Here is a 14,909-nt window from a genome sequence, read left to right on the forward strand (position 1 = left end):
AATCCCGTAGAAAGTGCGTACTGGGCGATCGTCTTCGTGGCGCGTTGGGCGGTGTGGTCGGCTTCCCGACGGAGGGGGGCGCATGGTGCTTTCATCGCAGACGAGTGTTGCGGTATTTGTCCGATCCCAGACGCGGCCTGCGGTTTCCTCCGGTATCGAGACCGCCGCCCCGCGAATTAGACTTTTGCCGCCGAGAGCGGATACTCAAGCAATCGGCCCGGCGGATTGCGAGGAGCGGGAAATGGAACCGGACGTCAGGACCGAGCTGGAATGAGCCCGGTGGCCGTTGCAATGCGGACGGATGGCTCGGTTGCCGTTCTGACCGTCGACGGTGAGCTTGATGCCGCCCACGAGACGCCACTTCGCGAACGCATCCTCAAGGCCACGCTGGACGATGCCACCGCCGCCGTGATCGTCGACGTATCGGGGCTCAAGGTGCACACGGAGTCCGCATGGTCGGCCTTCATGGGCGCGTACTGGCAGGTCGGCAGCGTCCCCCACATTCCGATCGCGTTGGTCTGCACCGACCGGGCCGCCCGCGAAGCGATTACTAGTAGCGGTGTCACCCACTTCATCCCGGTCTATTCGAGCGAGAAGGCCGCATTAAAGGCACTCGGACAGAACAGCCGCCGCCCGGTGCGGCGCGCCGAGGTTCAGCTGCCCGCCGATCTGACCAGCCTGCGCGAGTCACGGCGCCTGGTCCGCGAATGGCTCACCACGTGGTCGCAGTCCAAGCTCATTCCGGTGGCGTTGGTGGTGGTCAACGTGTTCGTCGAAAACGTGCTGGAACACACCGCGAGCGTTCCGGCGGTGCGAGTCGAAGCGCAAGGCGCCACCGCGACCATTGCGGTGTCGGATGCGAGCAATACACCCGCGCTGCGATTGCCGTCGCCGAAGAAAGGCATCGACGTGTCGGGGCTGGCGATCGTCGACGCGTTGTCCCGCGCGTGGGGCAGCACGCCAACCTCGTCCGGCAAGACGGTGTGGGCGATCATCGGTCCCGAGAACCAGCTTTAGTCGTATACCTGCCTCCGCCGACCACCGGGTGGCAGTGGCGCCCCTCGGCCCGGTTGTGCTGAAACTAGAACACGTTCTAGTCTCGAAGGACGACTCCTTCAGGAAGGCAGATGACGTGCGGTTTACCTACGCAGAGGCGATGACTGACTTTCGGTATTACGTCCCGCTGGCCAAAGCGGCCGAGGCGGCCGGCTACCACGCCATGACGATCGCCGACAGCATCGCCTACCCCTTCGAATCGGACTCGAAGTACCCCTACACCCCGGACGGCAACCGGGATTTCCTCGACGGCAAGGAGTTCATCGAGACTTTCGTGCTGACTTCGGCATTGGGCGCGGTGACCACGAGACTGCGCTTCAACTTCTTCGTGCTCAAGCTGCCCATCCGGCCACCGGCGTTGGTGGCCAAGCAAATTGGGTCGCTAGCCGCGATGACCGACAATCGGGTGGGTTTCGGCGTCGGCACCAGCCCATGGCCTGAGGACTACGAGCTGCTGGGAGTCCCGTTCGCCCGGCGCGGCAAGCGGATGGACGAATGCATCGAGATCATCCAGGGCCTCACCACCGGTGACTACTTCGAATTCCACGGCGAGTTCTACGACATCCCCAAGACCAAAATGACGCCGGCGCCCACCAAGCCCGTCCCAATCCTGATCGGCGGGCACGCTGACGCCGCCCTGCGGCGTGCGGCACGCCTGGACGGCTGGATGCACGGCGGCGGCGACCCCGAGGAACTCGACCACCTCCTGGCCAAGCTCAACAAGTTTCGCGCAGAAGCCGGCAAGACCGGGCCGTTCGAGATCCACGTCATCTCGGCCGACGCCTATACCGCGGACGGCATCAAGCGGCTCGAGGACAAGGGCGTCACAGACGTCATCGTCGGCTTCCGCATCCCCTACATCAAGGGCAAGGACACCGAGCCCCTGGACAGCAAGATCCGCAACCTGGAGATGTTTGCCGAGAACGTGATCGCGAAACTCTAGCGGTGGTCACAAGCACGGCGCAGCCGGGCGCAGTGGCCCGCCGCCATCGGGCACCGCGGTGGTCACAAGCGCGGCGCAGCCGGGCGCAGTGGGCCGCCGCCATGACGTGAAGCGTTACAGCACATCCCATTTCGGAGCGCGCTTCTCCCGGTGCGCCATGGCGGCCTCGACCGGGTTGTTCGTGAAGCCGCTGAGGATCTGAGTGCGGTTCTCGATCTCGATGGCGTGGCGCAGGCTTGGCGCGTCCAGCGCGGCATTGAGGCCAATCTTGGTCTGCCACACGCCGTATGCGTTGTTCTCGGCGATCGAGCGGGCCAGCTTGAGTGCGGCGGGCATCAGCTCATCGGATGCGACGACTTCGTGCACCAGCTTGATGCGATAGGCCTCGGCCGCGTCGATGATGCGTCCGGTGAGCATGAGTTCGCGCGCCACCCCGGCGCCGACGATCTTGGGCAGCAGGTAGCTGGTGCCCATGTCCATCGACGAGAAGCCCGCCTTGATGAACACCGAACCGAACCGGGCTTGCTCGGAGGCGACGCGGATATCGCAGACCAACGCGAACGCCAAACCACCCCCGACGGCGACACCGTTGACCGCACCGATGACCGGGATGTCCATCTCATAGATCCGCGTGTACAGGTTGGCCAACCGAACCTGGGCGTCGTAGTTGGCCTTGAACGGCGGCGTGGTCGGCTTGTTCTGCGTCCATGGCCGCCCGGTGCCGCTCAAATCCGCGCCGGCGCAGAATCCGCGTCCGGCACCGGTCAGGACCGCCACCCGATACTCACCTTTGTCCAGCACGTCGAGAGCCTCGTGGACGCCGTCGATCAACGACCCGTCGATGGCGTTGAGGCGCTCTGGCCGGTTCAGGGTGATGCAGGCGATGTTGTCTTCGAGAGGTTCCAGTGTCACTGCAGGCATAGGGGGAACCGTAGGCGACATCGCCATTTACCGAGTAGGCATACCGTGGTTTTGCGACCGCGTCGACGGAGCAGACATGGCACGAAGCGAAGGTGATACCTGGGACCTGACCAACAGCGTGGGGGCCACCGCCACCACGGTGGCGCGGCGCACGGCCGAGGGCCGGCGACGACACGGGCCCGACATGAATATCGCCGCGCTGGCCTACCCGGGCGAGCACACCCACGTGGCCGCGCACCTGCGCGCCGACGGGTGGGAGACGACCACGTTTTCGCTCACCGACCTGTTCGCCGCGGCTGGCCTGCCGCCACTGGACGAGCGCGCGCGGCAGGGCGCGGCCGCGAGGATCACTTTCGTGCGGGCCGTCCAACCCTACCCGCGAACGTGCAACTGCCGACGCCCCTTCTCGGGAAACGCGTTGGCAGTTGCACTTTCGCGGTTCAGCCTGACCGTTTGGCCAGCCATTCGGCCTGCATCACCAGCAGGGCCATGACCTCCAATTGCGTTGTCTGCGGATCCAATTCACGGTATCGCTGATACACGTTGACCACGACCCGCTCCGCGTCCAGCCAGGTGGCGTACTCGCCGAGGTCGATGATGTCGGCGGCCTCGGCCCACGACAAGCCCCGGCGGTAGGCGGCCTCGGCCTGTTCGGCGACGTGCACGAGATAGCCACGCACCGCGCGGATTCCGTCCGGATCGGTGATGGGGCCGTGGCCGGGCACCACCGTCGGCGCGTCCAGCGCGATCATCGTGTCGCACGCCGCGACCCAGTTGGCGATCGGGCCGGCCCACACGATGGGCGTGCAGCCGATGAACAGCAGGTCGCCGCCGAACAGCACCCCCGCGTCGGGCACGTGCACCACCGAGTCGGCCGCCGTGTGCGCGGGACCCAGATTCAGCATGTCGATCCGCCGGCCGCCGACCTCGATGGACAGGTTGCGCTCGAAGGTCTGGTCGGCGTTGCGCAGCGTGATGTTGCTGAAGTCGAAGTGCCCGAAGCGTTCTCGCGTGTACGGGGTCGCCACCGGCCCGAGGTTGGCGGTTTGCGCCATGGCCAGCATCTCCGGCGCCATCCCGTGCTCGATCTCCTCGGCGGTGCCGTGCGCGGCGATGATGCGGACCGACTTGTCGAGCAGTTGGTTGCCGTGGGTGTGGTCGCCGTTGGAGTGGGTGATCAACGCGTCGGTGATGGGTGCGGACCCGGTGATGGGCCGCATGGCGGTGAGCATCTCGCGGGTCAGCGCCAGGTCGAACAGGGTGTCCACCAACACCGACGCGCCCTCGCCGGCGATCAGCCCGGCGTTGCTCCACCCGTAGCCCCCGTCCGGCAGCGTCCATGCCCACACCCGGTCGGCCACCTGATGCAGCCCGCGGGTGTAGGGCACCCGGGTCGGTGCCCGATTGACCCGCGGCGCTGCGGGCGCGACGTCGGGGTTGGGCCGAGCGGTCAACGCGTGTGGCGCGCTGCTCGCGCGGACGGTCTGCCGGGTCTCCCCTAAACCCTGGACTTGCAGCGTGACGACGTCGCCGTCGTGTAGCCAACCGGGAAACGATTCCAGCGCACGGGGATTGAGGTGCTCGACCAGTGTGCAGGTGGGCACCGTCCCGGAGCCGATGACATCGCCGGGGTTGAGGGTCACGCCGCGCGAGGCGTAGGAGATGACTTCGCCGAAGGTCCAGTCCATCTGGGCCGTCGACCCCGTACCGATGACGGCGTCGTTGACCAGGGCGGTGACCCGCAGGTCCAGCTTGCCCGGATGGGAGGGATGGCGGTACGGCTCGAGTTCGTCGGGGGTCACCAGGTAAGGACCCAGCGTGACGCCGCTGTCCTTGCCCTTGCCCTGTCCGATACCCAATTGGCCTTCCATCTGCTGCAGGTCGCGCGCGGACCAGTCGTTGAAGATGGTGTAGCCGATGATCGCCCGCTCGGCCTGTTCGACGGTGAGATCCTTTCCGCCGGTGCCGATCACCGCGGCGATCTCCAATTCGAAGTCTTGCCAAGCACTTCCGGGCGCCGTCGACGCGTCGTCGTAGGGCCCTAAAACGGTTGCCGCACAGGCGAAGTAGAACGCGGGGATGCGGTACCAGCTGTCGGCGAGCAGCCGCCCGGCGCCCATCGCGGCTTGGCAGTTACGCATGTGGTCGAGGAAGCACAGGGAATCCCGGATGGACGGCGGGCGCGGGATGGGCGCCAAGAGCCGCACCGTACCCAGGGGCACTGTCGCCGCCGGGGCTTGCAACGTATCCTCGCCGGCCGCGCGTAACCCGTCGGCACCGCGGCCGATCAGGTCAAGCAGCGTCACACCCACACGCATCGCGTAGATGGTGTCGTCGGAGAGCAACCCGGTGCGTTCACCATCGGCGTCAAGGTAGGTCACCCATTTCATTCGCGCACACCCGACGAAGGCGCAGTATTCAATGGGCGCGGTATTCGTAGGCCAACATTGCGACGTATAAGCATCCTTTCGAGTGTAGGCAGGCGATCGATCGACGCCTTCGGGCCGTCTGCCCCACGGGGAAACCCGGGGCGAGCGACCGACGAGATCGGCATGTGCAGCTTGTGACTGGACTCTGATCGCAGTCAGCCACCGGTGGCGTGCATTGACCATCCGGTCATGACTGCATGTGAGATCAGCGCCAAGCTGCGGGCCATCGTCGGAAGCGGCAGGCGTGTTCGCTCGAGCCATCGACACTGCCGGGTAATCGCTCCACCGGTAGCCGTAGCGGGCCGGTCACGCCTTGACGGATATCTTGAAGATCAGGGCGGTCAGGGCGCCGAACGCGCCGTGTGCGCTGATATACAGCCGTTTGGTGTCATATCCGGCGACATCCTTCATGGTCTCAGCGCCGAATCGGGCGGGGGTATGTCCGTCCGTCACGGTGACGTCGGCACCGAGCAGGGCGTGCCTGATGTGGTCCCGTTCGACCCCAGTCGCGGTGGCCATGAGTTGTCCGATGGTGCGCCTTCCGCCCGCAGTGGGGACCGCAGCGCACGCGACTCCGTGCTCGTCGAGGTAGCGGTTGACTGACTCGACGGTGGCATCGGCGCCGACAACCAGGCTGAGGTTGCCGAGGTTGACTGTCATGTCGGTGTTGTCACCCACGGTGAGCGGGAGGTCCGACGCCGGCGTCAGGCTGCCTGTGAGGGCGGCACGCACCGCGGCGCCGAACGCGCTGGTGTCGGGCTCCTCGGGACTATGTTCGGGCAACATGACCCCGGGGTTGAGCAGTCCGGCGGGATCGAATGCCTTCTTGATCGAGCGTTGTGCGGCGATCTCCACCGGGGTGAAGCGCTTGGTCATGAATTGGATCTTCTCGGTGCCGACACCGTGCTCGCCGGTGATGGTGCCGCCCAATTCCAATGCGGCTTCGATGATCTCATTGTTGGCGGCCTCCAGGGCGGACGTCGCCAGCGGGTTGTCCTTGTCGTAGAACGTCGTGGGGTGCAGGTCGCCATCGCCGGCGTGACCGCACACCGCGATGAACAGCAGGCCGTCGGAATGGCGTGCTGCGGTGGCCTGAATGGCTTCCTGCATCTCGGGGATACGGTCACGGGGCACGGTGACGTCACCGATGAAGAAGCCCTTGCCGCTTTGCACCACCGAGTTGGGGGCGTTGAGGCGGCCGTACCACAGGGCGTCGCGGTCCTTCTCGTCCTTTGCTATCCGCACTTCGGTTGCCCGCTCACGCAGTACCCTTTCCACGATCGCCTGGTCGTGGGCCACCTCGGCAGGGGTGCCGTCGACGTCGATCAGCACGATGGAATCGGCATCAAGCGGATAGCCGGTGTCGTAGAACTGCTGCAGTCCGGCGATGCCCGCTCGGTCGAGCCACTCCACGGCGGCGGGCACCACGCCGGTGGCGATGACCGCGGCGATGGTATCGGCGGCTTCTCTGGCGGTGGCGAACGCGCCCATCAGACTGTGGGTGACCTCGGCGAGCGGCCGCAGTGCGACGGTGGCTTCGGTGACGATGCCGAGAGTTCCCTCCGATCCGATGAGGACACCGAGGAGGTCAGGTCCCTCGTCGTCGGCGCTGAAGGTGACAGACGACCCGTCGGGCAGGACGACGTTGACGCTCAGGATGTGGTTGAAGGTGACGCCGTACTTCAACGCGTGTGGGCCGCCAGCGTTCTCGATGATGTTGCCCGCCACGGTGGCCAGGTGTGCTGAGACGGGATCGGGTGAGAAGCACAATCCGTGCGGTGCCAGCGCGGCTTGCAGGTCGGAGTTGATGACGCCGGGTTCGACGCGGGCGCGGCGATTCTCGGCATCGATGTGAAGGATCTGGTTGAGGCCGGACAAGTCGAGCAGGACGCGGCCCGCGGTGGGCATCATCCCGCCCGAGCAGTTCGAGGCTCCGCCGCGCGGCACGATCGCCACGTTGTGCCGGGATGCCAGCCGCATGATCGGTGCGATGTCGTCGCGGCCGCGGGGGCGTAGCAGTAGGCCTGCCACCCCCCCGACGCCCCAGTAGTCACGGCCGCGTTCGGCGAGCTGGCCCAAATCGGTGGTCACGTCGCCATGGGCAGCGGCCGCCGCGGCGAACCGCTCAATGGCAACACCGTCTGCAGCCGTAGGGTTTTGCGAAGCGTGAGTGGACATCAATCTGCTTCCTTCTGCTGTCGCAACCACGACTCTTCTTCCCCCGGGGCGGGTAGCACCCGCCCACCTTCGATCGCGAAATGCGCTGGACTGTTTTGGATGACGACCAGCACCCGCTTGGCGGGGATGCCGGTGACTCGAGATGCCGCTGCAGCGATCTCAGCCACCAGTTGGCTACTTTGCGCTTCGGGGTGTCCGGTACGAACCCAGCCGTTGATCAGAAGCGGTTGTGCCGGTTTCCCATCGGTGTATACGTCGTCGGGGGCCAGTTCATGGAAGACGACGTTGACGTACGTGCCTGGAACGTGGTTGATCATCGAGTGAATGCGGGTGACTTCGGCCGCCAGGTTGGCCTTGGTGTCGGAGCTCAGCGTCGATTGCACTGCCGTGCACGTGTAGACCGGCATCTCTCAGCCCAGGAACGGCAGTTGCGGCTTGGTGGGCACCACCAGGACGGTGGGCCCGTCGGCGTCCAGGGCCGCCTTGAATTCGCGCACCAGGCTCTCGGTACCGTCCGCAGTGGCCGCGCGGCATCCGAAACCTGTTGCCAGCGAGGCGATATCAAGTCCAGGCAAGTCCATTCCGGGCACATTGCGAGTTTTCTCGAGCAGCGCAAACGACTTGAGTACTGCGTACTCGCCATTGCGCTGCACCACGAACACGATGGGAAGCTTGTGTTGCGCAGCCGTCCAGATGGCCTGTATCGAATATTGGAACGAACCGTCGCCGATCGAGGCGACGATGGTCCGCTTCACCCCGCGGGCCTGGTCTCCAAGCGCGATGCCCACAGCTGCCGGCACTCCCCAGCCGATGCCTCCGCTACCCGTGGCGAAGAAGCTCCCCGGCCGTCGGGTCGGCCACCACTTGATGAGGTCCGCCAGCGTCGAGGTCGACTCCATCACGACCGCAGCGTCGTCGGGCTTGACCGAACTGAGTACCGCGTAGACGTCGTTGGGCGCCAGTGGCGCCGAGGCCACCGGCAGTTCGACGCTCAAGTCCTTGCTCAATCCCGGCGGGGGCTTCCGGTCGCGCGGCACCTCAACGAGGTTCAGGAGCTGTGCGAGCACGGTGCCCATGTCGCCGAGCAGGCTGTCACCCACCGGCGCGGTCGCGGCGAGATGGGGATCGGCGGTGATCTGCAGTAGCTCGGTGCCCTCGGGCAGATAATCACCGGCGACGAAGGGGTAGTACCGGAACACCTGCGCGCCGATCACGATAACCAGGTCGTAACCAGCCAGTGCCTCGCTGACACCGGCGATCGTCAACGGCAGCGGACCACCGTACAAGGAGTGGTCCTCGGGGAACGAGCACCTGTCCGAGAGCCCACTGCCGCGGACCGGCGCGCGCAGCTTCTCCGCGAACGCGATACCGGCGTCCCAGGCACCGGCACGGTCCACCTCAGGGCCGAGCACCAACAGTGGACGCTCCGCATGACTGATCCGCGTGGCGAACTCACGCAACCGCTCGACGTCGGGCTGCACGCGTTGGCTGACCGTCCGGACCACGGCCGGGCCCAGTGCCGGCTTATTCCAGTCGTCGAGCGGGATGGACAGGAACACCGGACCGGCCGACGGCTGGGTCGCCACCGCGTAGGCGCGCATAAATGCCGCGGGCACATCCTCGGCGCGGGCGGGCTCGTAGGCCCACTTGACCCACGGCTGCGGCATCAGGGTCGCGTCGGGATTGTTCAGATACGGGTCGCACAGCGACATTTCGCGGGTCTGCTGACCGGCGGTGACGATCAGTGGCGTATTGGCTCGGTAGGCAGCGACGAGGCTGCCCATCGCGTTGCCGGTGCCCGCCGCGGTATGTAGATTGACCAGCGCGGGCTTGCCGGTCGATTGCGCGAAGCCGTCAGCCATCGCGAGCACGGAGGCCTCCTGCAGGCCCAGCACGTAGGTGAAGTCGTCTGGGAAGTGCTGCAAGAAGGTTTGTTCGGTGGAGCCGGGGTTGCCGAATATCGTGGTCAATCCCAATGTTCGCAGGAGGTCGTAGGTGACCTCGTGGACGGTTTTGGCACTGGTCATCGTTTTAATCCCTCGTCGATCACGTGTGGGCAAAGCATGCAGAGATCACACACTCTGGGAGGTTTCGTGGACCCCGTGGAAACGACGGGTTGGACGAAACCAGGGAAGCCCCGTGGGTTGACATCCGTCTGCGGCTCCGGTCGCTGCCAGCTCGCTGACATGTCAAGATCACCGGCATGGGTAGCCGTGCGCTCATCGGCCGAGAGGACGAGCAGCAGCGGCTCGTCGAGCTGTGTGACCGCGCCCGAGCCGGCCAGAGCGGCGTCCTCGTCGTTCACGGCGAGGCCGGCATCGGGAAGACGGCGTTGCTCACTGAGGTACTTGCGACGGCTGAAGACGGGCTTCGCATCATCCGCATCAGCGGTGCGGAATCGGAGATGGAACTCGCCTACGCCGGCGTGCAGCAGCTGTGTGGCCCGATTCTCGCTCACATCGACCGATTACCTGACCCACAGAAGAACGCGCTGCGGGTGGCGCTAGGCCTGCGCGAAGGTACGGCACCGGATCGCCTCCTGGTGAATTTGGCCGTGCTGACGCTTCTCGGAGATGCCGGCGCGGAGCGCCCGACCGTCTGCCTTATCGACGACGCTCAATGGATCGACCGCGCGTCACTGCAAGCGCTGGCGTTCGCCGCACGCCGGCTTCTCGCAGACCCGGTGGTGATGATCTTCGCCAACCGCTCACCCGGCGCCCATCACGAGTTGGACGGCCTACCCGAGCTGAATCTGAGCAGGCTCGCACACACCCATGCCAGCACACTGCTGTCCGAAGTCATGCCGGGTCAGTTGGACCACACCGTCAGAGAGAACATCCTGGCCGAAGCGGACGGAAACCCGCTGGCGCTACTCGAGCTACGCCACGCCATGGCACCAGCGGTGTTAGCAGGCGGATACGGGCTCACGGCCGCGACGTCGGTCGCGAAGCGGATCGAGCGAGAATACGACCAGCGCCTACGCGAAATGCCGCCGGCGACACGGACTCTTCTGCTTATTGCGGCTGCGGAACCGACCGGCGACCCAACATGGCTGTGGGCCGCGGCCGCCCAACTCCACATCGACGCCGATGCCGTCGTTCCGGCGGAGCGCTGCGGCCTGATCACCGTCGAATCCCGTCTGCGCTTTCGCCACCCACTGGTTCGTTCGGCTGTCTACCGCAACGCGTCCCCGTCTGAACGGCGACAGGCGCATGCCGCGTTGGCCGACGTCATAATTGGCCCGGCCGCAAACGAGCACCGTGCCTGGCATCGCGCCCACTCCACGAGCGCACCCGATGAGACTGTCGCTGTCGAGCTCATACAGTCCGCCGAGCGCGTCCGCCGACGCGGTGGCACCGCCGCCGCCGCGGCATTCCTGGCGTATGCCGTCGAACTGACGCCCGACCCCGAGCGACGGGCCGAGCGCGCACTCGACGCGGCCCTGTCCAAGCTGGACGCAGGTGACCCAGAGGCCGCAACGCGGTTGCTAGCGGCAGTCGCGGGGACCGAAAACGAAATGCTCAGTGCGCGTCTGGATTTGCTGCGAGCCAAGATCGCCTTCGCCGCCCAACGAGGCCGAGACGCACCTCCACTGCTGCTGGCGGCCGCCCAACGGCTGCAGCCACTGGATGCCGGACTCGCGCGCGAGACCTATCTCGACGCACTCGTGGCGGCGATGATCGTCGGCCGCCTCGCGGAGGAACAGACATCCGCGGCAGCAATAGCGACTGCCGCGCGACACGCCCTACCCCCGTCCGGCCGTCCCACGGCCGCCGACCTTTTCCTCGAAGGAATCGTCGTCCGGCTCACCGAGGGACACGCCGTCGCGGCACCACTGCTGCGGCGGGCCATCAACCAGTACCTGAAGGAAGACGAAGCGGGTATCGCGGATCCACGGTCACATGACATCACACTGCGGGTCCTCCTCGATCTGTTCGATCAGGATACCTACAACTCGCTCAACCGCCGCCAAGTCGAACTCCTCCGTGCCGCGGGCGAATTGGCGGTTCTCCCCGCCGCTTTGACCACCTACGCAGGGGGATGTGTCACCGCCGGCGACTTCGCGCAGGCCGCGAATCTGCTCGCGCAGTCGGAAGCGATCTGCACCGCGACCGGCGCGCCGCCGCACCGCTCCATCCAGACATACCTCGCCGCCTGTCGCGGGCAAGAGGAACTCGGCAGAGAACTCGCGCAAACCACCATCCGGGACGCCACCGCGCGTGGCGAAGGCAGCGAAATCACCGTCGTGCTCTTCTCGCTGGCCATCCTGCACAACGGACTCGGCCAGTACGACGAAGCGCTCACGGCGTGCACGGCCGCGCTGGAATACGACGACGTAGGAATGTACGGCCACCTACTCAACGAGACGGTGGAAGCTGCGGCACGTTCCGGCAACACCAGCATCGCTGAATCAACAGCAGAACAGGTGATCGAGAGGGCCGAAGCAACCGGAACTCCAACAGCATTCGGATACGCAGCGCGCGCCAAAGCGCTGACTACCACGGGACCCGCAACCGAAAACGAGTATCGCAACGCAATAGAAGGACTGGAGCGCTCACCACTGAAGGTCATGACCGCGCGCACCCACCTCATTTTCGGTGAGTGGCTGCGCCGCGAGAACCGCCGAGCGGAAGCACGCGCCGAATTGCGCATCGCTCATGAAATGTTCCGACAAATGGGATCCGACGGCTTCGCCGAGCGGACGCGCCGCGAACTCCAGGCCGCGGGCGAGCCGCTACAAAAAGAGCGGGGCGACAGAACGGCGACGACTTTGACGACACAAGAAAGCTACATCGCCCGACTTGCAAGCGACGGTTACAGCAACTCCGAGATCGCCAGTCATCTATTCATCAGCCCGCGCACAGTGGAATGGCACCTCAGTCGGATCTTCGCCAAGCTCGGAGTATCGTCCCGCCGCGACTTGCGGGCCCGCTCGAGTGACGGCTTGAAGTCAGACGCCAGTACGTCCGTGTTCGACCTCGTCCAGCGCAAGTGACACAGTGCTTTTGAACATCATTCACTCGCGTACCACCTCACTCGCTTCCTTGTCCGGTCGCAGCCCCCGCCAACTCGATTGGCGTAGCCGGTTGTCCGGGGTCCACTCGCTGTAGCGCACCTCCCCGACCAGAACGGGTTTGACGTAGGTCACGCCCCGGGCTTCGCTCCTGGGCAGCGGGGGGTGGAACGGGGATTCGTCGGTGTGCAGCGGCGCCAGCGTCTTCTTCAAGTTGGCCAGGTCGCGCTCGGTGAACCCGGTGCCGACGCGCCCCGCGAAATGCAGGCCGTCGGCGCTGGGGATGCCCATCAGCAGTGAGCCGATGCCGCTGGTGCGTCCACCTTGCCCCGCCTTCCACCCGCCGATCACGACTTCCTGGGTGTTCCAGTGCTTGTCCTTGATCCATGACGACGAGCGCCGCCCGGGCTGGTAGGTGGAGTCACGCCGCTTGGCGATCACCCCCTCCCAGCCGCGCTTGCCGGAGTATTCCAGCGCTTGTGCGCCGTCTCCGGGCAGTAGCTCGGGAACGATGAGATCGCTGCCGGCGCCCAGCATTTCCAGCACCTTTCGCCGGTCCCGATAACTGGCCCGCAGCAGCGAGCGGCCGTCGAGGTACAGCACGTCGAACGCCCAGAATTCGACGCGTGAGCCGCGGCCACGGTTCTGCATCTCGTGGAAGTTGGGCACACCCGAAGAATCCAGGACGACGGCCTCGCCGTCGAGGACCACGTGGTGCTCCGCGAGAGCGTCTGCCAGCGAACGAAGTTCGGGATATTCGCTGGTGACTTCGCGGCCGCGCCGAGAACGTACCCGGATGGCGCCGTGGTCGACCTCGATCAAGAGCCGATAGCCATCCCATTTGCCTTCGAACGCCCATTGGCTTGCCTTCAGCGCCGTGACCGAGCCGTGGGTGGCCAGCATGGGGACGATGGTGTCGAACTCGAAAAGCTTTTGGTCCTTCATCCGGTGAGCCAGCCACTGGTCCCCGTTGGTCTGAATCAGTGCGTAGCGTCCGGAGATCTTGCTGCCGTGCAGATTAACGATGACTTCGTCGTCACGAAACTTCTCGGCCTCGTAGGTGCCGGAGTCCCAGATAATCACCTTCCCCGCGCCGTACTCCCCTTTGGGGATGATGCCCTCGAATCCGCCGTACTCCAGCGGGTGGTCCTCGGTGTGGACCGCCAGGTGGTTCACCGAGGTGGTTTCGGGCAGGTTCTTCGGTACCGCCCACGACACCAGCACGCCGTCTCGTTCCAGCCGGAAGTCGTAATGCAGCCGACGGGCGTGGTGTTCTTGGATGACGAAGCTATTTCCTTGCCCTATAACGGGTTTCGTTGCCGGCACCGGTTCGGGCGTCTTCGAGGCGTCGCGCATGCTGCGGTATTTGCTCAGGCGATCCGGCATCGGTGCATCCTCGTCCAGCGGTGCCAGCAGGTCGCCGTCACGGGCGACCCGGTCCAGAACTTCGTCGTAACGCAGCTGGCGCAGCGACGGGTCGTCGAGCTCCTCCCAGGTGCGCGGAGCGGCGACGGTGGGTTGTTCACGTCCTCGCAGCGAGTATGGCGCGATGGTCGTCTTGGAGCCGTTGTTCTGGCTCCAGTCGAGAAAGATCTTTCCGGCCCGCAGGCTCTTGGTCATGGTCGACGTCACTAGTGTGGGCATCGCCTTTTCCAGTTGTTGCGCAACACGTTTGGCTAATACGGTGGCGCCCTTGCTACTCACCGGCTCCTGCAGCGGCGTGTAGAGGTGCAGGCCCTTGCTGCCGCTGGTCAGCGGATACGTCGTCAGTCCGATTCCGGTGATCAGTTCGCGGACGGCGCGCGCCACCTCGGCCAGCTGGGCCATCGTGACGCCTTCGCCCGGGTCAAGGTCGAACACCAGGCGAGTCGCCGGGCCGGGTTTCAGTTCTTCGGCCCGGCTGCGGGTCCACTCGGCGACGAAGCGCCACTGCGGTACGTGGACCTCCAGCGCGGCCTGCTGGGCGATCCAGGCCAGCCCGTCGACGCTGTCGATGATCGGATACGTGGTCGTCCCGGATCGATGGGTCACGCTGGCGCGCGGCAGCCAGGCCGGCGCCGACGAGGCCAATTGCTTTTCGAAGAATGGTTCTTCATCGACGCCGTTGGGCCAGCGCTTGCGCGTGGCCGGCCGCCCGGCGATGTGCGGGATCATCACCTCGGCGATGCGCGTGTAGTAGTCGAAGATGTCGCTTTTCGTGGTTCCGGTGGCGGGATACAGCACCTTGCCGGCGTTGGTCAGTTTCACCCGCGGTGCCATGTTGTCAACCTACGCGTTCGACTAGTGTCGAACAGGCCTGACCACCGACTATCGATATCCCAGTCGATCTGTTTTGTGACATCACCCACGGACGCGTTGACCGACCCCC

10 protein-coding genes are annotated in these 14,909 nt (G+C 65.5%); 4 read left to right on the top strand and 6 right to left on the bottom strand.

Annotated features, from left to right (window positions below; genetic code table 11):
* Positions 1-270: 270 nt before the first annotated feature.
* Both A5686_RS01600 and A5686_RS01605 read left to right on the top strand, forming a co-directional pair.
* Complete coding sequence (locus tag A5686_RS01600) at positions 271-1,017, top strand: STAS domain-containing protein (protein ID WP_067930116.1); 747 nt, start codon at positions 271-273, stop codon at positions 1,015-1,017.
* A gap of 115 nt (positions 1,018-1,132) precedes the next feature.
* A complete protein-coding gene (locus tag A5686_RS01605; RefSeq protein ID WP_067930117.1) occupies positions 1,133-1,999 on the top strand; it encodes an LLM class flavin-dependent oxidoreductase in 867 nt (288 codons plus the stop codon).
* A gap of 114 nt (positions 2,000-2,113) precedes the next feature.
* Here the strand turns inward: A5686_RS01605 and A5686_RS01610 are convergent, their stop codons facing one another.
* Positions 2,114-2,920, bottom strand: coding sequence for an enoyl-CoA hydratase/isomerase family protein (locus A5686_RS01610; RefSeq protein ID WP_067930118.1), 807 nt, complete (start codon positions 2,918-2,920; stop codon positions 2,114-2,116).
* Between the two features lie 76 nt (positions 2,921-2,996).
* Between A5686_RS01610 and A5686_RS01615 the strand changes: the two genes are divergently transcribed.
* The gene (locus A5686_RS01615; RefSeq protein ID WP_067930119.1) at positions 2,997-3,413 is read left to right on the top strand and encodes a hypothetical protein; all 417 of its coding nucleotides are present in this window, start codon (positions 2,997-2,999) and stop codon (positions 3,411-3,413) included.
* Here A5686_RS01615 and A5686_RS01620 read toward each other — a convergent pair.
* The 4 genes from A5686_RS01620 to mdlC all read right to left on the bottom strand — a co-directional run bounded on the left by A5686_RS01620 (position 3,361) and on the right by mdlC (position 9,554).
* Entirely contained in the window at positions 3,361-5,310 is a 1,950-nt protein-coding gene (locus A5686_RS01620) for a fumarylacetoacetate hydrolase family protein (RefSeq protein WP_067930126.1), read from the bottom strand. The genes A5686_RS01615 and A5686_RS01620 overlap by 53 nt on opposite strands.
* 345 nt (positions 5,311-5,655) lie before the next feature.
* Positions 5,656-7,527 carry an FAD-linked oxidase C-terminal domain-containing protein gene (locus A5686_RS01625; protein ID WP_067930128.1) on the bottom strand — a complete coding sequence of 624 codons (1,872 nt, stop codon included), beginning with the start codon at positions 7,525-7,527 and terminating at the stop codon, positions 5,656-5,658.
* Positions 7,527-7,934 carry a tautomerase family protein gene (locus A5686_RS01630; RefSeq protein WP_067930130.1) on the bottom strand — a complete coding sequence of 136 codons (408 nt, stop codon included), beginning with the start codon at positions 7,932-7,934 and terminating at the stop codon, positions 7,527-7,529. Before A5686_RS01630 ends, A5686_RS01625 begins: the two co-directional genes overlap by 1 nt.
* Before the next feature lie 3 nt (positions 7,935-7,937).
* On the bottom strand, positions 7,938-9,554 hold the full coding sequence (mdlC, locus tag A5686_RS01635; protein WP_067930132.1) for a benzoylformate decarboxylase: 1,617 nt from the start codon (positions 9,552-9,554) through the stop codon (positions 7,938-7,940).
* Positions 9,555-9,730: 176 nt separating this feature from the next.
* Between mdlC and A5686_RS01640 the strand changes: the two genes are divergently transcribed.
* Positions 9,731-12,523 carry an AAA family ATPase gene (locus A5686_RS01640; RefSeq protein WP_067930133.1) on the top strand — a complete coding sequence of 931 codons (2,793 nt, stop codon included), beginning with the start codon at positions 9,731-9,733 and terminating at the stop codon, positions 12,521-12,523.
* Positions 12,524-12,544: 21 nt separating this feature from the next.
* On the opposite strand, the gene A5686_RS01645 is transcribed toward A5686_RS01640, so the two are convergent.
* Entirely contained in the window at positions 12,545-14,800 is a 2,256-nt protein-coding gene (locus A5686_RS01645) for an ATP-dependent DNA ligase (protein WP_067930138.1), read from the bottom strand.
* Positions 14,801-14,909: the final 109 nt, after the last annotated feature.

Source organism: Mycobacterium sp. E2479 (genome assembly GCF_001667925.1).
Lineage (GTDB): Bacteria > Actinomycetota > Actinomycetes > Mycobacteriales > Mycobacteriaceae > Mycobacterium.